This is a genomic window from Kribbella sp. VKM Ac-2566, from assembly GCF_004366005.1.
In the GTDB taxonomy this organism is placed as follows: Bacteria; Actinomycetota; Actinomycetes; order Propionibacteriales; family Kribbellaceae; genus Kribbella; species Kribbella pratensis.
This window is the reverse complement of record NZ_SODT01000008.1, coordinates 1,693,103-1,713,203: the sequence shown is the minus strand read 5'-3', so window position 1 is coordinate 1,713,203 and position 20,101 is coordinate 1,693,103. Positions and strand designations below refer to the sequence as shown.

Below are 20,101 nucleotides of genomic sequence, written 5' to 3'. Positions count from 1 at the left end.
TCAGCGTGGGACATCTTCGATCGCCGGTTTGGCGCCGGGGAAGCGACGTTCGATCTCCTCGCGCCATGCGTCGACGGCTGCGATCTGATGCTGAAGTGCCTCCTGCCGCTCGGGAGTCAGGCGCGGGGTGACTGGACCCCACTCGAGGATCTTCAGCGGGACACAGCGCAGCGGGAGCCACTCATGAATTTTCTGCAGGCCGTCGACGAACGCCCGCATCCGCTGAACCAGCCCGACCGTGGTGGGTGTCGTGATCGTCAGGTACACGTAGTAGTCGATGCGGGTCGTCTCCCGCAGGCGGCGGAGCAGATCAAACTGGCGCCTAAACATCGCCGGCGCTGCGAGCGTGTTGAACGAGAATGATTCCGCGTCGTAACCCTTGATGCAGCAGGCGCGGCCGTACCGAGGGTGCTCCCCAAGGAAGTCCCGCTCCTCGGGGGACAAGGTGGTCCACAGGTAATCGGTGCTCAGATTGTCGTCGGACCACACATAGACGTGCGCCGCATTGCGGTCATCAAGCTTCTGGAGGAACCACACCGGCCACTCTGGCGTCAGGTCCGGCTGACCGCCGCTGAGGTCGACCACATGCGGTCCGTCGTGGGCGCGCAGAGTTCCCTCCACCATCTCGGATACAGCAACCATGGTTCCGCGCCGCGCTGTCAAGTCGGCGAACGGGACGTAGCAGTACCAGCAACGCCAGTTGCAACCCGAGTTCTGAAACACCTGCGCTTGTAACGATATGGGCGAGTTGAGACCAAGCGCACGAGCCGCGGGCCGAATGGGCAGTGGGTTCACCGGCCAGTCTTCGAACGCGTCCTCAACGAAGGTATGAACGCGACCGAAGCCATCGCAGTTGGGAGCTACCGAGAGGTCAGCGAGCTGGTCACTGTCCGGGAACCGGGTAAGGGAGATTGCTCGTCGATCGTGGTTGATCATGCGTAGCCGAAGGTCGGCCGACACCGGATCGGTGTCGATGAATGTGCCCATGCTGCCCCCTAGACTTACATACCACTAGCATACGGTGCCGTCGAATGCGACGGAGTCGGTGAACGTTGCTCGGGAGACGGCGGCGCGATTTTCTCCGCCGCGGGCAGAATCGAGGACGTCACGGGCACTTCCCTCGCCCTGCGTGGAATGGGCCGGTGATGATCAGCCTACATGTCGAAACCGCCGCTGCAGTACCAGTTCCGCCCTGCGGAGTGGTTGTAACATGGATTGGTTCAACCTGATTCTGCACGCAGCCTGCGACGATCGCAGTAGGAGTCAGTCAGGCTCGCCGGCCGCCTCGTCTCGAGTGTGTGGTTCCGTTGCTGACTCACCTAGAGTTGGGGTTGAGCGCGGTTCACATTTGGTTCAAGGTTGCTATGGGCAAGTACCTGCTGCGTCACAGTTCCGTGGGACGATAGCAAGTGATGCGTAGGGCTGCGCAGCGCTGGGAAACAAACGTGCAGGTCGAACGCAGACTCCCGCCTGGGGCGCAAACCGCCCGGAAGACCGGAAGAGATCTACACCATCTTCGAATCCGGCTGGTCTGAGCGTCCCCAAGCAGTTCCTGCGCGTCGTCTGAGCATGCCGGCCTGAAGAGCCGTTCCGGCAGCTTGGCCGGGCAAATCTTGCCGTTGAGCCGAAAAGTTGTCTGTGGCATCCGTTGAGTCGCCGTGGCCCCGGACATATGTCCTGGGCTGTGGGATCCAGGACTCGAATGGAGCTGCAGATGGACGAGAAGCGGGCGAAGGGCGACGACGTGCGGCAGCGTGTGGTGGAGCTGGTGACTCGGGCTGAGGCGATTGTTGAGGCGCTCGAGGTGGGAGCCGCCGACGGGCGGTGGGCGATGACAGCGTTCAGCCGGTATCGGCTGTGTGAGTTGCTCGAGATCATGCCTTACGTGCGGTACGACGGTGAATCGGATGGGGATCCGGTGGAGCTGCTGGATGAGGCCGCCCGGCTCGCGGTGCAGATCGACGTACCAATCGAGGATCTCAGTTGGAGGCTCGCGTTGGGTGATGCGCTGCGGACGACCGCGGCGGACATCCGGAGGGTCCGGGATGCGCGCGACGTATGAGGATTTGCTCCGTACCGCGCGGCGTATCGCTGTGAGCGCGCAGCGTAGGGTGTATCCCGATGAGGCTGAGGTGATGGGTGATTGGGACGCTGTCCTCGCCGCGACGAGCCACCACTTGCAGTGGTTGCGCGGAGGTCTGAAGACAGCGACTGGCGTGTCGAGATTCGACGTGCGTTCAGACAACTCGCTGGGACGGCTGGCGCAGGCGATAGGTGCGAGTGCGGACCTCCTCGCCGTACAGGATTCGGCCTCTGCAGCTGCGCTAGACGTGCGTGAGGATCTCGCCGCTGCGCGTGCGGAGGTCGCCGCCATCGCCCTGATCGGTGCGGAGGTTGTCGCACGCAACACACGGAGTCGAACGCCGGGGCGCTCCCAGCTTGGGTGTGCGATGCGGGAGTTGGCGGAGCTCGCAGCCTCCGATGTGCGCCGTCGTGGACTTGGCGGCCTTGCGGTGCTCGCTGCCGGCGGACCAGCGGCCTTGGCCAACGACGTGTCGGCAATCGCGCCGTTGGCGGACAGATGGAGGCGCGCACACGCCTCGATGCCGCCGCAGAGCATGCTGACGCGGGATCTGCGTTCTACGACGGCGCAACTGCGGACTGTTGGCGGGCAGGTCGCGCATCTCACGACGCATCTACTGGCTGCGGCACCTGCTCGTCTCCAGCCCGATCAGAGGATCGATCTACAGATCGTCCGTCGCGAGCTCCAGAGGTTTGATGCTGCGGCTCGCGATGTCGGACTCGCCTGGCGGGGGCGTCTGTCCGATCTGAGCGGCCACGGGAGCCCGGAGACCGAGGTGGCCTTCTTGGACCTGAAGAGTGCGGTGGACCGGAACCTGCGAGGTGATCGCGGCATTCGTGCCGCTCGTCATCAGGTGCGTAACCATTGGGCTGCGGCGGGGCTGATTGATGCTGTTGACGAGCTGCTCTGGTCCGCAGACCAGGTCGCTCGATGGCAGGAGCGGGCGGTGAGCGTTCTGATCGCTCGCGGGCGTCTGTTTGTCCCACGCCGGGATGCGGCGCAAGTAGAGATCTCATACCTGCGTCGACCCGGTGGAGGGACGCGTCCATTGCAGGCGAAATGGGTGCGCACAGACCTCGCGAGTTGTTTTGGCCAGTTGACAGGCCAGCTGGCTAACGCCGGAGATCACCTGACGCGTGCGGCAGAGGTTGCTCGTCGGATCGCTGGGACGTCGGCGTTGTCGCGCCGTACCGCGGATCCAGCGGTCAGGACTCCGCCGCCGTACGTTGACGTGGCCACCGGGATCGGCGATCCAGGACAGGAGTTGTCGGGCCTCGGCCGTTGAGATTGGCAGCCGATTACTCAGGAGGTTGCTGTGGGCAAGGAAGCTGTGCGCGCGGAGGATCTCTATCGCGTGCTGGACGCGGAAATGAGCAGGTTGGCGGCGGGATCCGACTGGAGTAGGTGGCTAGATGTGGCGGCGTTGCTCCCCACGTACGAGTTCGGGAACCTCGTTCTGATCAACCTTCAGATGCCGCAGGCGAGTTGGGTCGCACGTGCTCAGCGGTGGAAGCAGCTCGGCCGGCGCGTCAATACCGGGCAAGGCATCAGGATTCTGACACCGATCCGTTCACAGGAGGTGGCCCGCCGTCATCACGGCGCCGAGACCTCGGTAGACCATCAGGAGCGCCGCTTCAGCATTGGTGTCGTGTACGACGTAACCGCTACGGTCGGCGCACCCATTCAACTCCCACGCCTGCCGGTGACCCCCGATGAGGCTGCGGCCAGAGGTCTGTGGGATGCATTGTCCCATGACGTCGCAGCCGACGGTTTTGCGGTCGATGTGCGGCCTACCGGCGATTCCTCGGAAGGCTTTACCGACTATGGGGCCAATCGGATCGTGATCGCCGATCATCTCGACGACTTCCGCGCAGTGGCGCGGTTAGCGCACGAAGTGGGGCACGTCCGTATGCATTCGCCGGCCGATCCGGACGCGACTGCTGCATGCAGGGGTACCCGTGAGGTGGAGGCCGAGTCGGTCGCGTATGTCCTGCTGGCACGTCATGGGCTGAGCCGCCAAGCGGAATCCTTTGACTACATCGCAGATTGGGCACGACAGGTGGATCCGAAGGAGCCGGGCGGTGTGATCAAGGCGACCGGGGAGCGGGTCGTCAACACTGCTAGGCGACTGATCGAGTCGACAGACAAGTATTTGGGCGCTCAGCGCACCCCGCTCGTTCCGGTGCAAGCGCGACAGCTCGACTCGGCCTGCCCGACTCACGACATCGACGGTCCTGCGTTGTGAGGCGGCTCGGCCATGGGAGCGAGCGAGAGAGTCGCAGCGCTGCGACGAGCAAGGGAACGACAGGCAAGGATCGAAGCCGTCACCGCCCGCGCGGTCAAGGCCCGGGACTCCCTCGACCGTGCCGTTGTGGCCAGGGAAGTCGCCATCGAGCGGTACGACCAACGCGTCGCCGACGCCGAGGCTGCCTGGGCAGCTGAGACTGCCGAGCTCGCCCGCGTCTGTCGATCCGCCGAGGCGGCGGCCGAGATCCTCGGCTGGTCAGTCCGCGAACTCCGACGGGTCGTGAAGTCCGATCGAGAACGACGTGCCGCTGCCGACGAGCCCCACGCGGGAGGTCATGATGCCGACGCTTGACTCGGATCCGCTGTGGGACATCGATCAGGTTGCCACCTATTTGAACGTACCGAAACGGACCCTGTACCGGTGGCGAACCTTGGGGTACGGGCCGCCAGGCAAGAGAGTCGGCCGTCATCTGCGGTACCGCGCGAGCGACGTCATCGCCTGGTTCGCGGACCTGAGCGACCAGATCCTCGACGAAAGGTGGGACTGATGATCGAGATTGCCCACACTTTCGACGAGGGCACCGTGGCCCGGGGAGTGCCGAAGGACGATGAATTCGCCGCATTCCTGCGGGGTGCCGGCTGGTGCTGGTCGCATCACCTGGCTGCTTGGCATCTCCCAGGTTCGCGTTACCAGGCAGTAAGCATCTTGCATGTGGACGAGGCTGCGGTAGCACTCAAGGCGGCAGGCTTCGACGTCTCGCTACGGGTCGACGACGAGCGAAGCCAACGGCGGTATTCGCTTAGGTTGATCGGTGACCAGATCACGCATCTGGAAGGGAAACTGAGCAAGGTGGAGCGCCTGCTCGACGAGCACTTCCGAATCAGTGCGGCCTGGTCACAGACGTCAGTGGCAACGGATGTGTGGACGATCCGGATGCTCATCCGGCGGATCGACCTCGACGAGCAGCTCCGACACTGGCGGGGGATCGGCGAACGGCTCGCTGAAGGTACGCCGGCGCGCAGCGCGGGAATGATTCGGAAGTCCGGCCCGACCCCATACCCCGACACCACAGGGCACCGTCACGCGGACAATCTGGACGGCCCGCTGCCATAGGGTCGCCGACCGCGGGAACGGCGAGGCCGTCAGGGCATGGTGATGACCCTGGCGTCGGTTGCGGCCTCGAAATACTCCTTGATGCGTCTCGGAGATCCAAGAACCATCAGGTGGAGCACGCTTGGCACGAGCACCACCTTGACCTCGTCGCGAATTACGGCCTCAAACAGTCGACCGAAGCCAGCTGTCGATCGTGTGTCTCGCCCGATGAAGACAGCCGCGAGCTCGAGGTTGGAGCTGGCGGCGAATCGGGCAAGACGTTCCTTGGCGCGGTTGACTTCGGATCTGCAGACCAGGAGGTCCTCGCACAGGTAGGCGTAGGCCCGCGGGAGGTCAACCTGCTTGCGACGCTGTTCGGGTTCACAGCTACAGAGGTACGAATAGCACGCATGGGAGGCGGGCCGGCTGCCCGCCATTCGTCCCTGCGCCGCGAGTGACCCCGTAGGCGTCCGAGGGTCATGGTTCGTCATCGCACCTTCCAGGCTGACCATTCGTGCGTCCTGTCGCGTTCGACCGAAGTGACGTGTTGTGGGCCCTGCCATCGACAGGGGAGGCGACGGCAGGGCCCTGCAAGCCCGTTGCGGACCGGCACGCGCAACGGGGTTTGGAAGGCGCGACCGACGCGGAGGTGAGGCTCACACGCCGGCCTCGCCGGTCTATGTAGGCGAGGTGGTCTCCGCGAGTGCCGGATCGTCGCGGTCGAACGGATCCGGGTCCAGCCAACGGACCTCCGATGCGCCGAGGTGTCCGTGGACCTCCAGCAGGTCACCGATGCCTGGCCAGAAAGTCATGCACGGATTGGGCCCGAGCCATTTGGCGGCGACCCACTGCTGACCGTCCTCGTTGGGTGGGAACTCCACCACCAAGGCGACGACGCCGGTGCCGCTCACTCCCGATGGATCGCGATAGCGATACAGCTCCCCGCGGCGCATCAATTCCGTCTCCTTGCTCTGTTTGGTTGCGGCCCGACGACTGTGTCGAGCGTGCCTCAAGACTCGCGGTCGTGAGCTGGACACCAGAACCCTGTCTCCAGACATTTACGGACATTTCGTGCTACCGTCCAGGCAGACATTTACAGACATCTACCCATGAGTAAGGGTGGGCGATCCGAGTGAACGACGTGCTCCGGCGCGCGATGTACGACGCGAACCTCACTGATCTGGATCTGTCGGTAGAGCTCGCTGTCGACCCGAAGACCGTGCGGAACTGGATGCGGGGCCAGGTACCGCATCGTCGGACCCGCGTGCTTGTCAGCCGGCTCCTCGGCGTCGACGAAGAAGTGATCTGGCCTGAGCTTCGGTCGACCGACGGAGGGGGCGGACGGCCCGCAGAGATCGCTGGCATCTACCCGCGACGTACGTCGATCAGTTCGCAGAACTGGTTGTCGTTCTTCGAGTCCGCCAGGTCAGAGGTCGGTATCCTCGCCTACAGTGCGCTCTTCCTTGCCGAGGACGCGCGGATCATGCGCCTCCTGGGCGAGAAGAGCGGCAGCGTTCGAATCAGGATCGCGCTAGGTGCGCCGAACGGGACGAACGTCGTCAAGCGCGGGGTCGAGGAAGAGATCGGCGAGGCTATGGGGGAGAAGGTCCGCAACTCGCTCACCCTGCTGGGGCCGCTGTTGGGGAAGGAACGCGTCGAGCTGCGGCTGCACAACACCGTCCTCTACAACTCGATGTTCCGCTCGGATGGCCAACTTCTCGTCAACCAGCACGCCTACGGCATTCCGGCAGCGCAGTCGCCGGTCTATCACTACCGACACTCGGAGGACAGCGAGATGTTCGACTCCTATCTCGCGAGCTTCGAAGCAGTCTGGGCGAAGGCCCAGGTGCAGTCCTTCGCGAGCTGAGGTGACTGTCGCGATTGCGTGTGCCCGTCGTACCCTCTCGCTGATGATGACTGTCGTGGAAGCAAGATCGGTCGCCCGTCGGCTGCTCGCTGACGAGCTGCCCCGGCGCTGGGCGCACACTCAGGGCGTCGCTGCTCGCGCGCGCGATTTGGCACCCATCCTCGGCGACCGGTCCGAACTCATCGAGGCAGCCGCCTTCCTGCACGACATCGGTTACTCATCCGTGGTGCGATCGACAGGATTCCATCCGCTCGACGGGGCGCGATACCTGCGCGACGTACTCGGTGCAGACAGCATGATCTGCCAACTCGTTGCGCACCACACAGGTGCGCTGATCGAGGCAGATGAACGGGGGATCGACAGACTCGCGCTCGAGTTTCCACTGCCCGATCAGAGCTTGCTCGAGGCCCTGACGTACTGTGACTTGACCGCGGCCGCCGACGGGTGCCAGGTCGACGTCGAGGAGCGCCTCGAGGAGATCCTGAATCGCTATCCGCGCGAACACGTCGTACATCGCTCGATCGTGCGGTCGAGGCCGGCGCTACGGTCGGCAGTACAGAACGTGCAACGCAGGCTCTGTGCCTAGTCGAAGTACACAGTCGCAGTTGGCTCCAGGTAGTGGTCGATGCGGCGACGCATTGTGTCATTCATCTGCAGGCTGCTGAGCTCGGACTGTGGAATCCAGCGGACTCGGGTGCTCTCGCTGCTGGGGGTAGGAGCGCCGCCCGTGGCGCGGGCGCGGAGGAGGATGGAGAACTCCTGACGCGCTTCGCCGTTGCTCGTGTACAGGATGATGTGCTTCGGGTTCGTGTAGATGCCGAGGACGTCGAGGATCTCGCAGTCGATGCCGGTTTCCTCCTTGGTCTCGCGTACGCCGGCCTGCGACATGGACTCTCCGAGATCGATCGCTCCGCCGGGAAGCGCCCAATTGCCGTTGTCGGAACGCTCGATCATCAGGATCTCGCCGGCCTCGTTCTCGATGACGACATTCACGGACGGAACCATGCTGTTGGCGGCAGGCGCGTTCGGATCGTCGTAGTAGTCGATGCGCTGGGCCATCAGGACTCCGTCATCGGTGTTGCGTCGTCCCACACGCGCTCGAAGCTGTTGAGGTAATGCCGCGCGAGTTCGCCGCCAGGGATCTTGCGGAAGTGCCACACGGGCGCCTGTGCCGCAGGCAGTCCGTAGATGTGCGTATTCACGAACAGCCGGTCGTCGGAGCGGAAAATCGAGTTGTACAGGACGGTTCGATGCACACGGAACTCGACGTTCGGGACTTTGGACAGGTCGCGGTAGAGGACGATGGCATTGCGAATCTTCGCGGCCAGGGCCGTACCGATGCCTTCCTCCTCGCCCCGCTCGGCGATCCGTGGATCATCCGGATCGCCGATCAGGATCCGGACACGCGCGCCGGCCTTGGCCCGCTTGCGGAGAACCCGCTGGAGCCCGGCGTCCTCTGCCAGGAACAGGCCTGCATAGACGAGTACGCCGATCTCTTCCTCGCCGGACTCGAAGAGTTGCCGCCATTCGTCCATGGTCACGTCGGAGCGGTGAGGGTAAACGCGGACGACTTCGCTTTCTGCCACGGCTGCGGCTCGGTCGCGGGAGAGTGCATCCGGCCAGAGGTACGTCTCGTCCCTGCCGAGCCGGGTTGCCAGCCGGTGCCGGTTGCGCGGGAACGGGAGCTTGTCGCCCACGACCCAGCGCTCAACGGTCTTGACGTTGACTTCCAGCTCCTCCGCGAGTGCATGATGGGTCAGGCCCTGCTCGACCATCGCGGCTCGCAGTCGTTCGTTAGGCACGGGATCTAACCTAAGACATTTCAGGACATTTTGAGGCGAAGCGAGACATCCCGGAGATGTCCGATCGTGCCGTGACGCTGTCCCGGTCCCAGCAATCATCCTTGCCGTCATGACGGCAAGGATGATTCGGGCTCATGGCTGACAGGTCGCGTCAGCCGAACAAGCTGCTCCGGCAAGCGCGTGGCCGGATGTCGCAAGGCAGGCTCGCTGACCTGGTGAGCGCCGAGATCTATCACGCGACCGGCAAGGAAGCGCTCATCACAGCCAAGGCGATCTCCGACTGGGAGTGTGGCTGGTACACCTGGCCGTCGGCCAATGTACGCCAGGCGCTGTGCCGGGTGCTTCAGAAGGCCGATCCTGCGGACCTCGGCTTCTACAAACGACGCATCACCGCGAGGCAGGCACCGGACCCTCTCTCGCTTCTCGAGTTGATCACCGGCCCGCCTTCGGTGCAGTCCGCCACCGTGCGTCTTCCGGCCGGCAGGTCGTACGCCGGTGTGGAAGTTGGTGCGCACTACTGCCAGGCGGAGCTGCCGGGGGAGGGCTGGTTGATGATCGATCCCAAGGAGGCCGCTCTAAACCGGCCTGATCGACGTTCACTGGTGGTCGTCGCTGACGATGAGGGCCGGTACTACGCGTCCGACGGACGTCGGTTCGTTGACCGCGCAGGTCGACGTACGGGACCACAACCGATCTCGTCAGCGGCTCTTCTCGACGATCTGACAGTGGGCATCATCTGGGCGACGACGAACACCGACGTCGCGCTATTGGCCGACGATGCACAGTTGGTGAGTAGCCAAGCCCGGCTAGCGCACCACGAAAGACGACGTACGTCGGATGTGTCGCTGAACGAGGTCCCGACACTGAATGCGGTCGCGAGCCAGTGGTTGGGGTCCAGGTTCTGTGCTCGGCATATCACGCGGAACCTTGAGCGTTTGTCGGGGCAGCCGTTCTTCTGGACACGGGAGAACCGAGGTGAGGAGGCTGCGTCGTGGCTGCTGTGGCGGCACAAGTTCGACTACCTTCGCCGTACGTCGCGTTGGTTCCCGCGCATGCGTCGAGGCTTCTACATCTCAGAGACGGACGTCGCCGAGTCTCCGATGTACGAGCGAGTCCTCCTGCTGCTCGCTGCGGCGCTGATGGAGGCCTTCGGTATCACCGTCGAGCTGAGTGCCGAGCCTGAGCACGCGGAGTTCGAAGGTTTCGTGCTCGGCGAGGAGGCGATTGTCGCGAATTGGCTGGGCGGTTCTGGGCTTTGGTACGTCGACGCGAGCGCGCCGCCGTCGCGCCGATCGATGTTCCGCGCGATCGCCGATCAGGTGTCGGCGGAGCCGCTGGTTGGCGAGGCCACAGCGCAGCGACGGTTGCAGGCGCTCGCCAGCTATCTGAACGTTTCCTGGCCGTGGTTCCGCAGACGTTGCGAGGAACTGGCGACCATCGCCGTGGATGACATTGCTCACCCACGTAGCCGGCTGCTGTCCACCCAGGGCCTGAACACCGCGATTCGGTACGTTGCTTACATCAACGACATCTGAGGAGCTGAGATTGCGCGCCGCTGAACTGACGATGGGCCGCACTTTTGCGGTCCATTTCGACCATGGTGACGACTTCTATCCGGCGCTGGCCGAGTTCTGCGCGGAGTACGGCGTGCGGCAGGGATTCATCCCGATGTTTATCGCGGGCATGCGAGACGTCCAACTCGTCGGTACCTGCGAGAAGCTCGAAGATCCAGACGCGCCGGTCTGGAGCGCCGTACACCTGGAGAACGTGGAGGCGCTCGGAGGTGGCTCGCTCGCGTACGACGCGGAGTCCGGAACCGTCTTGCCACACATTCACGTGTCGGTCGGTCTGAAGGCCCATTCGGCGACGGCTCACACCAGCCATCTGTTGAGCGCGAAGATTCAGTTCCTCACCGAGATGTATCTGGTTGAGGTGACGGCTCCGGCTTTCTCGCGCCCGCGCCAACCGGACCTGTACAACGTCCCGCTGCTTGCCTTCGACTAGTTCCTGGATTCTCTCTGCCGGGTTCAAAGGGCGTCCGCTGCTGATGACGCTCGTGTCATGGGTAGCAGTCATGGGGGAGCCGGGAACCGATTTCGGGTGACCGTTGATGATCTCCGCAGAGCTGTCGATGCGGAGGTACGGCGGAACTGGTCTGATCGTCAGTGGATGCGGTGGCCGGACGCGGCAGCGGTTCTGCAGGGTCAGTCGTTCAGGAATGTCGTTCTGATCAAGTTGCAGATGCCTGACGCCATGTGCGTTGATAGTCGGCCCGGGTGGCAACGTCAGGGACGTCGAGTCGCCCGTGGTGCCTCCGGCATCAGGATTGTTGCGTCGGCGCGCGATGTCGATCGCGCTGCGGGGCCGGTGCAGGGGCACGGAGTTGCGACGGTCTGGGATATCAGCCAGACAGAGGGCGGCCCGATGCCTCCGATCGGGGACCTGCGGCCAGAGCATGTGTATGTCGCGTTGGCGCGAGTTGCGCTCGATGCTGGGTACCGCGTCAACCGGCGGCAGTTGCCGGACGAATCAACTGGTGCCATCACTGACCGCCGACGGCGGCGAGTCATCGTGAGTGACGATCTCGACGGCGCTGTCGCCGCGATGAGACTCGCTCATGAGCTGGCTCATCTCCGCATGCACAAGATGTCCCCCGACTCAGGCTGTCATGGCCTCAGCAAACTGGAGGCCGAATCGGTTGCTTACACAACGCTTGCGAGATTCGGTGTCCTGCCCACGCACCAGATGGCCAGCGCCGCAGGAACGATCGGCAGAAACCCACCGATCCGGCTTGTCGAGACACTGGGCGGTCGAGTTGTCGCCGCTGCAGGCCGGCTGATCGGAGACACGGAGCGCCGCTTGTCAGCGGCGCAGGTGTTACGTGACAAAACGAGAACCGACCCAATTTGTCTCGACATGGAGGACCGAGAACTCGACCGCGGCTTGTGAGCAGTTCCTGGCGTCTATAAGTCGCGTTCCGGTCGGCGAGGCCAGGTGAACGTACTTGAGACTCACCCGACACCACCGGAAGCATCATGAACAACCGGAACGCTGCCAGCACAACCCCTCGCCGCGATCACCTGATCCGAGGCTCGAGCGACGACGGTTGATCGCAATGACTCGAGCCCCAGAACGCGACGTACGACGCCGGAACGAATGCGACCAGATGCCGAGCCTTGCGGGGCGAGGTAACCAGGCGGCGTTGCAGCGCGTCAAAGTCAGCCGGCTGTCGACGAGGTTCACCGGCTCGCCGTCCAGCACCGCACCGTCTGGCACCTGAGTGGTCGCCGTTGTGGCGATGTCAGGAGACCGGTCGGTCAGGTTTTTGGGCTGCCGAGGCCAATTCTTGTGGTGTCGACGCGGCGCACGATAGCGGCGCGGCTAGTTGACCGAACCCTTCATCGTAGAGCTTCTCGCGGCAGGACGCAGCGCGTGTACTGCGGCCGGACGCCGACTCTGTGAGCCTGGCGCCCGGCTTGGTCGCTGATTGTGATCTGTCGGTAGGGACAGGGCCGCCGACATGGTTGATGAGGCTTACTTCGTGGGTGGCGCGGCGGTGGTGAGGCGGGTGGTGAAGGAGACGGCGTTGTAGACGTCGCCGGCGCGTAGGGCTCCGGCGACGTTCGATTCGCCGTTGGGTAGGGCTGCGCCGTCCTTGGATACGACCAAGCGGGAGCCGATGCTCTGTCCGTTGGATGGCGAGATGATGATGTCTTGCCGGTAGCCGTTGTAGGTGAGACCGATTGCGCGGCCATGCCTGCCGTCGAGAGCCACTACGTCGTCCAGGAGTTGGATTCCGGGGATCTTGGCGGCGGCTTGGTAAAGGGCCGCTCGCAGGTCGGCCGGCGCGATTCCTGAGTTCAGAACAACGCCGATGCGGCTGAGAGCCCTCTGGTCGGGAGTTGTTGCCTTGGCCCGGGCCAACTCAAGAGGCGTCACCGGACGCCCTGCCGGGGGCGTGTCCTTGCGCAGCGCAGCGAGCAGTGCGTCCGGATCCCGTGGCAGGCTGGCAAGGAACAGGGCTGTCGGGAGTTGCCAACCTGGCGTACACGGCGCGTTCACGACGTCCGGTGGAGTCCTCGGCTCGATGGCGGCGCCCTTGCAGGTCATGCGGTACAAGCGTGGCTCCGGGCGTGCGAACAGATGCGGGGCCAACGTGCGGGCGGCCACCCTGGCCTCGGGAGTCGCGAAGTCTACTCTGACAAGCTCCTGGACCCTCGCCAAGTACTGGCGGGTGGGGTCGGCCGTGACCCACTTGTCGATCTGCATGTGCGTCGTCGCCCTGAATATCTTCTTGGTGCCGAACTCGTACAGGTAGGTCTGCTGGATTGTGATCTGGCGGAACTGCCCGGGTGGGATCGGCGCATCGGGGTTAGCGTTGGCCTGGGCGGCGGCGTCGGCGAGGAAGGTGCTGGCGTCGGCGGCCGTGCCGGGTAAAGGGCTGCTGTCGTGGCTGACGACGTCGGCGGCCAGGAAGGCTCCGCCCAAGGTCAAGGCGAGGCCGCCGGCGACGACAAGCCGGGGGCGAACGACACGGCGCCGTCGCTTCGCTGTCGGCATCTCGGCGCGGAGGTTCGCCCAGGCCGCCGCGGGCGATTCCATCCGGGAGGCCGCAGCGGCGAATATCCGCAGGCTGTCCCGAAGGTCGTCTTCAGTGTTCATAGGTGGCACCTTCCAGAGAGTCAGAGGTGAGTTGGATTCGGAGAGTGGCGAGGGCCCGGGAGGCGTATCCCCGCACGGTGACAGGCGAACATCGCAGCGTCTCGGCGATCTCGGCGTCACCCTGGCCGCACAGATAGCGCAGCACGATCACAGCTCGTTGGCGCTTGGGCAGCTTGCACAGTTGGGTGAGTAACTCCATCCGGTCCGCCACGGCCGTCGCATGGTCAGGTGCGGCGCGCATCACCTCCACCACGCCGTGCGGTTCGATCCGCGCCCATTTGCGACGCCAGGAGAGGAACTCGTTCACCAACATTCGGCGGATGTAGGCATCCGGATGGTCCATCCGACTGATCACGTCCCATTTGCTGTGCACCCGCAGCAATACCTCCTGGACCACGTCTTCTGCCAGGTCAGGACCGCCGCACAGCACCGTGGCGAACCCCAGCAGCCTCCCGCGCTGACTGGGCGCCCATTCCTCGAAGGTCATTCGTGCCTCTCTTATCGGCGCCGACGTCGGGCCGGTTGTCAGGTAAACGCGGGCTGGCCCGAATTTGTTGTCTCAGCCGCACTCGGCCTTCTAGGGACCGCGGCGAATCCGTGGACTACAGTGGACTGCAACGGCAGTTAACGCGGTCGCCGACGCAGGTCCTTGTACTCCGCGGCGGGGTGGTGTGCGTCCGGACGTCCTGCCACGTTGTGTGTTGGTGATTCAACTTCCATCTGCGGCCGCGGCGACGGTGCCACCAGCGAGCAATCGGACCGACGAGGTCGGGTCTCTAAGAGCGATTTGCCACCGAAGCTGGGCGATGTGGACTTCTGTGTTCGTCGACGCGTACGGCGATCTTGGCCCGCTCCTCGACAGCGAATCTGCGACCTGAAGGTTCCAACCACCTGCGCGAGCGCGCCATTATGCTTGGCCTCACCGCTGCCCAGGCGACCGCGTTGCGGGAGATGACCGGACCGATGGCCATGGGAGAACTCGCCGAACGCATGAGTTGCGAGCCTTCCAACGCAACATTCGTGGTCGACAAGCTCGAGAAGCAGGGTTTGATCGAGCGCCGCGCACCCCAGCGACCGTCGGGCCAAGAATCTCGTCCTCACAAATGACGGTGCCACTCTTCGCGAGCGGCTACTCAGCCTCCTCGCTCGTGATTCACCATTGGCTGGCCTCACCCCTACGCAGCAGCGCAGCCTTCAGCTCCTGCTCAGGAGTGCCATCTTCCGCTCATAGGTAGACGCTGACCAGACAGCCATGTACAGCCACTCCAGCACGCCATGCGACCGGTGATAGCTCATGCGGGCAGGCTCGCGGAACTCGTCTGGCGGATCGGTCAGGGCGTGGGCAGCCTCCGAGGCCATCAGGTACGGGCTTCGCTGCGGCCACGATGACATCACGCAATGGCCCAACCTCAACGTCGGCGTCACGGCTCGGCGCGCCAACCAGCCACTTTCTCGATTAGACGCACGTGCACGGCGATGCTTCCACGAGGTGGCAGACAGCTTCAAGAGTGTCAGCTATCGCTGGGCCGTTCCGTCGTCGAAGACTGCCGGCCGCGAAGCGATCAGCGAGATCCCCGGATTATGAACTGATCGATTCCGAATCGTGCTAACCTGCCTGTGATGGCACGTCCGAAGGCATTCGATCCCGATGAGGCAATAGACCGCGCCCTTGAGGTGTTCTGGACGAACGGCTATGACGGCACCTCGACCCAGGATTTGGTCGACGCACTTCAGATCAACCGCTCAAGTCTCTATGGCACGTTCGGCTGCAAGCGGGAGCTCTACTTGCTGGCGCTCAAGCGTTACGGACTTGGCGCCGATAGGTTGCGGCGAGCGCTCGAGGGACCAGGACCGGTGAAGGCCCGGTTGCGACGCGCTCTTCTGAGCATGGCCGAGGACGACCTCAGCGTCGTCCGCGCACGTGGGTGCTTCGCCGCGAATGCCGCACTGGAGCTCGCCCCCGCGGACGAGGACGTGCGTCGGCTCGTTGCCGCAGCGTTCTCCCAGAGCCAGGCCGCCCTGCACGAGGAGCTCGAGCGGGCACGGGATGCTGGTGAGTTGTCGTCCGACGCCGACGTGGACGCGTTGTCGGCCTTCCTGCTCAACACATTGCAGGGGCTGCGTGTGATCGGTATAGGCACCGCCGATCGCCGACTCGTGGAGCACGCCGTCGACATGAGCCTCGCGGCGTTTTGAAGTTTCCTTCCTCGCTGAACTGACTACTCCAACTAGGAGGAGAACAGCGTGAATACATACCGACCGCCACGCCTTGGCTGGAGCCTCGTCATGCTTGCGATGGCACAGCTGATCTTCGCGCTCGATGTCTACATCGTGTATGTGGCTCTTCCCGACATCGGCGCAGAACTTGGATTCTCGAGCCAAACGCTCCAGTGGGTCGTAGGGGCGTACGCCGTGTTCGCAGGCGGGTTTCTCTTGCTCGGCGGGCGGGCGGCGGACCTGCTTGGCCGCCGCCGCATCTTCGTGACCGCGCTCGCCCTGTATGCGGTCTCGTCCTTGGCAGGCGGACTGGCGCGGAGCCCGGAGGTGATCATCGCGGCCCGCGCAGTGCAGGGGATCGGCGCGGCCTTCCTGTTCCCATCGACGCTGTCGCTGATCAACACGCTGTTCGAAGAGGGGCCTCGCCGCAACAAGGCACTTGCCGCGTGGAGCGGGGCCGGAGCTAGCGGGCTGACGCTGGGCTCGCTGCTCGGCGGGATCCTCACGCAGACCTTCGGCTGGAGTGCTGTCTTCTTCGTCAACGTGCCGCTCGCAGGCATCGTCGCCTTGGCAGCCCTCTTCGTGATTCCGCGCGACCGACCCCAGGCCGCAAGACGCCGCTTCGATCTGCCCGGGGCGGTCACCGTCACCGGCGGCGCAACGCTGCTCGTCTATGCGCTCGTTCAAGGACCCGAGCTTGGCTGGACGTCGGCCAGCGTCCTCGCCGCCATGCCGCTGGCAGTCGCCCTGCTCGCCATGTTCGCGCTCGTCGAACTGCGAGGCGCCGATCCGCTCATGCCGCCGCGACTACTGCGCAACCGTAGTCTGGTCGCGGTCATGGCAATCACGTTCATCTTCATGGGTACGCTCGGTGGCCTGCCGTACTTCCTTACAGTGCTCTTCCAGGACGTGCACGGGTTCACCACCCTCGAGACCGGGCTCGCGTTCCTGGTGCCAGCCGTGGCGATCGCGACCGGCACCCAGGTCGGTGAGCGGGTCACGACGCGCCTCGAGAGTCGCACCACGCTGCTGATAGGCATCGGTATCAGCGTGGTCGGCACGGCATTGATCGCACTCGGCTACGACGACTCCAGCAGGTACCTCCCCATCGTGCCTGGATTGATCGTCATGGGAGTCGGCCAAGGCATCACGTGGACGAGCATGTGGATCGCGGCTGGCTCTGGGGTGGCGCCGCACGAACAGGGCGTGGCCTCGGGCATGGCCTCGACCACGTTGAACGTCGGCAACGCCGTCGGGCTCGGCATACTGATCGCGATCGCCAACGCCGGAACTCGCGGGCTGACGGGTGGGGCGCTTCGCGCTGAGGTCGCGGCCGGCGGCCGCACTGCGGTGCTTCTCGGCGCCCTCGGCCTGCCGATCGCCGCCGGCGCCGCGTTCGCGCTGCCGCGGTCATGCTCCCATGCCGGCGCGCTGTACCAGTCGCGGGCAGGGGTAGACGGCCACTTCGCGGTCACGCAACGCGGACCCTGTTATGAGGAGCACAGCGAAGCCGAACGTTGAATGCGTGTGACTGTCCGTTGCACCTCCGCCGCCTATCCATTCAGGCTAGGTCTGCTCCTACTGTCAATCGTCATGACAACAGTCCGTGCAGTCCGACCTGGAACGACGCAAGGGTGGTTTCTACTGACGGGTTGCAACATTTCGTCCTGAATTGGGAGGTTGTGTTGTCTAAGTCTCGTCGTGTGAAGAAGGGGCCGGGTCGTCATCCGCAGTCCGCCAAGCGTCAACGGTTCATGGAGATGCGTGGGCGTGGCTGGAACATCCTGGCAGCGGCGCGCGAGGTCGGTGTCTCGAGGACCACGGGGAACAACTGGTCCCGCGGCTACAAGACCTACCGCAAGGGTGAGGTGGTCGGGTTCGTGGCTCTACTCGACAGGTTGGCGGTGCGGGAGGTCAGCTCGCGATTCTTGTCGCAGGAGGAGCGGATCGAGATCGCGGACCTGCGCCAGGCTGGGTTGAGCATCCGTGGGATCGCGGAGCGGCTGGGTCGGGCGCCGTCGACGGTCTCGCGTGAACTGCGCCGCAACGCGCACGCAGGCGGTAGTTATCGTCCGTTCCATGCGCACCGTCAGGCGACGGCTCGCAGGGCATGCCGCCATCGGCGACGCCTCGACACCAACCCTGCGCTTCGTGAGTTGGTGGCAGAGTGGCTGTCGCAGCGTTGGAGCCCGCAGCAGATCAGCCGGCAGCTTCGGCTGCAGCACCCTGGCCAACCGGCGATGTGGTTGTGCCACGAGAGCATCTACCAGGCCGTCTATGAGCCCGGAACCACGCTGCTACGCCCAGCACCGGTGGCGCCGCAGCATCGTTCACCGCTGCGCACCGGCCGGGACCACCGGCGAGCACATCAGAAGACCGAGCGTCGCAGGCCCCGCTTCGAGCAGCCCATGCTGTCGATCCAGGACCGACCCTTCCCACCGGAAGACCGCTCCGAGGCCGGCCACTGGGAAGGTGATCTCATCATCGGCAAGGACCAGGCCTCAGCGATCGGCATGCTGGTCGAGCGGACGACCAGAAACATCCGGCTGCTGCATCTCCAGGCCCGCGACAGCGATGCCCTGCACGCTGCATTGCACGAGCGCATGAGTGACGTGCCGCTGTCGCAACTGCGTTCGGTCACGTGGGACCAGGGAACCGAGATGGCTCGCCACACCGCTATCGCCGCGACGCTCGGGGCGCCGATCTACTTCTGCGACTCGCCCTCTCCCTGCGCAACGCGGCTCGAACGAGAACCGGCACTGAGGCGTCATACCCGGGCGACCTCGACGCGCCCAAGAGTTGGAACGACATCGGCGACGTAGCACGGACTCTGATCGCCGCCAGCCGCGGCGACGACTGGGGACGTGCCTGGCACGTGCCACCGACGACCACGCAATCCGTCCGATCCCTCACCCGGCGCCTCGCTGACCTGGCCGGAACACCTGAGCCAGCTCTCACGCCGATGCCAGTCGAGCAGCTTCGTCACCTCGGCGAGACCGACCCGGTCGCCTGAGCCCAATGCGATCCAAGGACTTCATCGCGAACTGTTCGGCCACGGTCGTTGGACAGAAGACGGGTCCCCGCGCGAACGGGGAGCCGCCTAGTACTCCAGCCGTAGTTCGTGATCTGGCGGTGGCGGTCCTGGAAGTGGGGGGCGTCCACTGCTCGATGATCCCGTGTTGTGTCGACTCGAGAAGTTCCGTATGTGACCCGAAGCATCCGATGCCTTCTTCGGCATCCTCCACCAGACCGGGACGGCCCCGCGTCACGCCGGTGACAGCCGCAGGAGGTCGTGGTAGGTCTCGGGCTCGCCTACCGAGGTCGCCGAGGTCCCGCGTCGGACAAACTCACGCCCGTCCGGCCAACGGGCGACGAATTGATCACCTGTGGCATCGTCGTAACGGATGACGGTGATGTCAGTGACATCGACCGCGAACAGATGGAACTGGCCGGGCACAGGATGCCAGCCGAGGGCGTCTGTGACCGCGTCGGCGTAGCGACGCTGAATCGCGGCGTCGTCAGTCGGCTCGGCACGGCCGCGCACCTTGTACTCGCCCTCGCCGCCATCGCGGCTCGTGATCACACTGTGCACAAGGATCCGCGGGTCGCGCAGCAGGTCACGTGCCTTGGTCGACCCCCACATCATGGACAGCCAGAGATCGCCGTCCATCACATACGGCTCGACCGGGCTCAGCCGCGGCGTACCGTCACGCCGAATCGTGGCGACGAGGACGACTCCCGGATCCAGCAGCCGCCGGTGCCCGAACTCGATCAGACGCGGCTCACGGGACTTGATCTCGGCCCAACGCATGGTGTCCTCCTCGGTAAACGCCGTCATCGGTCACCGTTCTACCCAGGCCCACGGACATTTCGCAGGCACGAACAAGTCTCAGCATGCGAATGGATCGCGCTTCCCGCGATCTAACCCTGTGTGACACGGGAAAACTCCGAAGCATCCGCCAACGCGGCGGACAGGCGCCGGCCACTGGTGACTAATCCGCCGAGGCACCAGCGGAGCGCCGCGACGCGACATAGGAGACACGCACGTGGCCGTACCGCCTACCACCCCCTCCACTCCGGCGAACCAGACCCCTCCCCCGACTAAGCGCGTCACCGGCCGCCGACTCATG

Annotated in this window: 22 protein-coding genes; 14 read left to right on the top strand and 8 right to left on the bottom strand. The window is 64.6% G+C overall.

From position 1 onward, the window contains the following. The gene (locus tag EV647_RS11200) at positions 1–987 is read right to left on the bottom strand and encodes a radical SAM protein (protein ID WP_134001622.1); all 987 of its coding nucleotides are present in this window, start codon (positions 985–987) and stop codon (positions 1–3) included. Positions 988–1,714: 727 nt separating this feature from the next. On the opposite strand from EV647_RS11200, the gene EV647_RS11195 reads away from it, so the two are divergent. The 5 genes from EV647_RS11195 to EV647_RS11175 all read left to right on the top strand — a co-directional run bounded on the left by EV647_RS11195 (position 1,715) and on the right by EV647_RS11175 (position 5,444). Further along, positions 1,715–2,062, top strand: coding sequence for a hypothetical protein (locus EV647_RS11195; protein WP_134001620.1), 348 nt, complete (start codon positions 1,715–1,717; stop codon positions 2,060–2,062). Positions 2,063–3,398: 1,336 nt separating this feature from the next. Next, entirely contained in the window at positions 3,399–4,328 is a 930-nt protein-coding gene (locus EV647_RS11190) for an ImmA/IrrE family metallo-endopeptidase (RefSeq protein WP_134001618.1), read from the top strand. Positions 4,329–4,454: 126 nt separating this feature from the next. Then, complete coding sequence (locus EV647_RS11185; RefSeq protein ID WP_134001616.1) at positions 4,455–4,682, top strand: hypothetical protein; 228 nt, start codon at positions 4,455–4,457, stop codon at positions 4,680–4,682. After that, a complete protein-coding gene (locus EV647_RS11180) occupies positions 4,669–4,878 on the top strand; it encodes an AlpA family transcriptional regulator (protein ID WP_238177145.1) in 210 nt (69 codons plus the stop codon). The genes EV647_RS11185 and EV647_RS11180 overlap by 14 nt, the downstream gene beginning before the upstream one ends. Beyond that, a complete protein-coding gene (locus EV647_RS11175) occupies positions 4,878–5,444 on the top strand; it encodes a hypothetical protein (protein WP_134001612.1) in 567 nt (188 codons plus the stop codon). The genes EV647_RS11180 and EV647_RS11175 overlap by 1 nt, the downstream gene beginning before the upstream one ends. Before the next feature lie 29 nt (positions 5,445–5,473). Here the strand turns inward: EV647_RS11175 and EV647_RS11170 are convergent, their stop codons facing one another. After that, complete coding sequence (locus tag EV647_RS11170) at positions 5,474–5,914, bottom strand: hypothetical protein (RefSeq protein WP_134001610.1); 441 nt, start codon at positions 5,912–5,914, stop codon at positions 5,474–5,476. A 186-nt stretch (positions 5,915–6,100) separates the two neighbouring features. After that, on the bottom strand, positions 6,101–6,376 hold the full coding sequence (locus EV647_RS11165; RefSeq protein ID WP_202876101.1) for a hypothetical protein: 276 nt from the start codon (positions 6,374–6,376) through the stop codon (positions 6,101–6,103). 179 nt (positions 6,377–6,555) lie between these two features. Between EV647_RS11165 and EV647_RS11160 the strand changes: the two genes are divergently transcribed. Then, positions 6,556–7,290: an XRE family transcriptional regulator gene (locus EV647_RS11160; protein WP_134001608.1), complete on the top strand. Its 735-nt coding sequence runs from the start codon at positions 6,556–6,558 to the stop codon at positions 7,288–7,290. Between the two features lie 43 nt (positions 7,291–7,333). Then, positions 7,334–7,876, top strand: a complete 543-nt coding sequence (locus tag EV647_RS11155; RefSeq protein WP_202876100.1) for an HD domain-containing protein — start codon at positions 7,334–7,336, stop codon at positions 7,874–7,876. Here EV647_RS11155 and EV647_RS11150 read toward each other — a convergent pair. Both EV647_RS11150 and EV647_RS11145 read right to left on the bottom strand, forming a co-directional pair. Then, positions 7,873–8,349, bottom strand: a complete 477-nt coding sequence (locus EV647_RS11150; RefSeq protein WP_134001606.1) for an NUDIX hydrolase — start codon at positions 8,347–8,349, stop codon at positions 7,873–7,875. The genes EV647_RS11155 and EV647_RS11150 overlap by 4 nt on opposite strands. Then, positions 8,349–9,092 carry a helix-turn-helix transcriptional regulator gene (locus EV647_RS11145; RefSeq protein WP_134001604.1) on the bottom strand — a complete coding sequence of 248 codons (744 nt, stop codon included), beginning with the start codon at positions 9,090–9,092 and terminating at the stop codon, positions 8,349–8,351. The genes EV647_RS11150 and EV647_RS11145 overlap by 1 nt, the downstream gene beginning before the upstream one ends. A gap of 134 nt (positions 9,093–9,226) precedes the next feature. Here EV647_RS11145 and EV647_RS11140 point away from each other — a divergent pair, with 134 nt between their 5' ends. The 3 genes from EV647_RS11140 to EV647_RS11130 all read left to right on the top strand — a co-directional run bounded on the left by EV647_RS11140 (position 9,227) and on the right by EV647_RS11130 (position 12,041). Further along, entirely contained in the window at positions 9,227–10,627 is a 1,401-nt protein-coding gene (locus tag EV647_RS11140; RefSeq protein ID WP_134001602.1) for an XRE family transcriptional regulator, read from the top strand. Between the two features lie 10 nt (positions 10,628–10,637). After that, entirely contained in the window at positions 10,638–11,096 is a 459-nt protein-coding gene (locus tag EV647_RS11135) for a PPC domain-containing DNA-binding protein (protein WP_134001600.1), read from the top strand. 165 nt (positions 11,097–11,261) lie between these two features. Continuing rightward, positions 11,262–12,041, top strand: coding sequence for a hypothetical protein (locus EV647_RS11130; RefSeq protein WP_134001598.1), 780 nt, complete (start codon positions 11,262–11,264; stop codon positions 12,039–12,041). Positions 12,042–12,626: 585 nt separating this feature from the next. Here EV647_RS11130 and EV647_RS11125 read toward each other — a convergent pair. Together EV647_RS11125 and EV647_RS11120 are read right to left on the bottom strand one after the other, a co-directional pair. Beyond that, positions 12,627–13,754 carry a CU044_5270 family protein gene (locus tag EV647_RS11125; RefSeq protein ID WP_134001596.1) on the bottom strand — a complete coding sequence of 376 codons (1,128 nt, stop codon included), beginning with the start codon at positions 13,752–13,754 and terminating at the stop codon, positions 12,627–12,629. After that, positions 13,744–14,241 (bottom strand): SigE family RNA polymerase sigma factor, encoded by a 498-nt coding sequence (locus EV647_RS11120; protein ID WP_134001594.1) that lies wholly within the window; start codon positions 14,239–14,241, stop codon positions 13,744–13,746. Before EV647_RS11120 ends, EV647_RS11125 begins: the two co-directional genes overlap by 11 nt. A 422-nt stretch (positions 14,242–14,663) precedes the next feature. Here EV647_RS11120 and EV647_RS43655 point away from each other — a divergent pair, with 422 nt between their 5' ends. The 4 genes from EV647_RS43655 (at position 14,664) to EV647_RS11100 (ending at position 18,793) form a co-directional block, all read left to right on the top strand. Continuing rightward, on the top strand, positions 14,664–14,861 hold the full coding sequence (locus tag EV647_RS43655) for a MarR family transcriptional regulator (protein ID WP_202876099.1): 198 nt from the start codon (positions 14,664–14,666) through the stop codon (positions 14,859–14,861). A 513-nt stretch (positions 14,862–15,374) separates the two neighbouring features. Next, positions 15,375–15,950, top strand: a complete 576-nt coding sequence (locus tag EV647_RS11110) for a TetR/AcrR family transcriptional regulator (protein ID WP_134001592.1) — start codon at positions 15,375–15,377, stop codon at positions 15,948–15,950. 90 nt (positions 15,951–16,040) lie between these two features. Continuing rightward, complete coding sequence (locus EV647_RS11105; RefSeq protein WP_202876098.1) at positions 16,041–17,492, top strand: MFS transporter; 1,452 nt, start codon at positions 16,041–16,043, stop codon at positions 17,490–17,492. A gap of 359 nt (positions 17,493–17,851) precedes the next feature. Further along, positions 17,852–18,793, top strand: coding sequence for an IS30 family transposase (locus EV647_RS11100; protein WP_202876097.1), 942 nt, complete (start codon positions 17,852–17,854; stop codon positions 18,791–18,793). A gap of 443 nt (positions 18,794–19,236) precedes the next feature. Here the strand turns inward: EV647_RS11100 and EV647_RS11095 are convergent, their stop codons facing one another. Beyond that, on the bottom strand, positions 19,237–19,782 hold the full coding sequence (locus tag EV647_RS11095) for a pyridoxamine 5'-phosphate oxidase family protein (protein ID WP_166680277.1): 546 nt from the start codon (positions 19,780–19,782) through the stop codon (positions 19,237–19,239). Between the last annotated feature and the right edge of the window lie 319 nt (positions 19,783–20,101).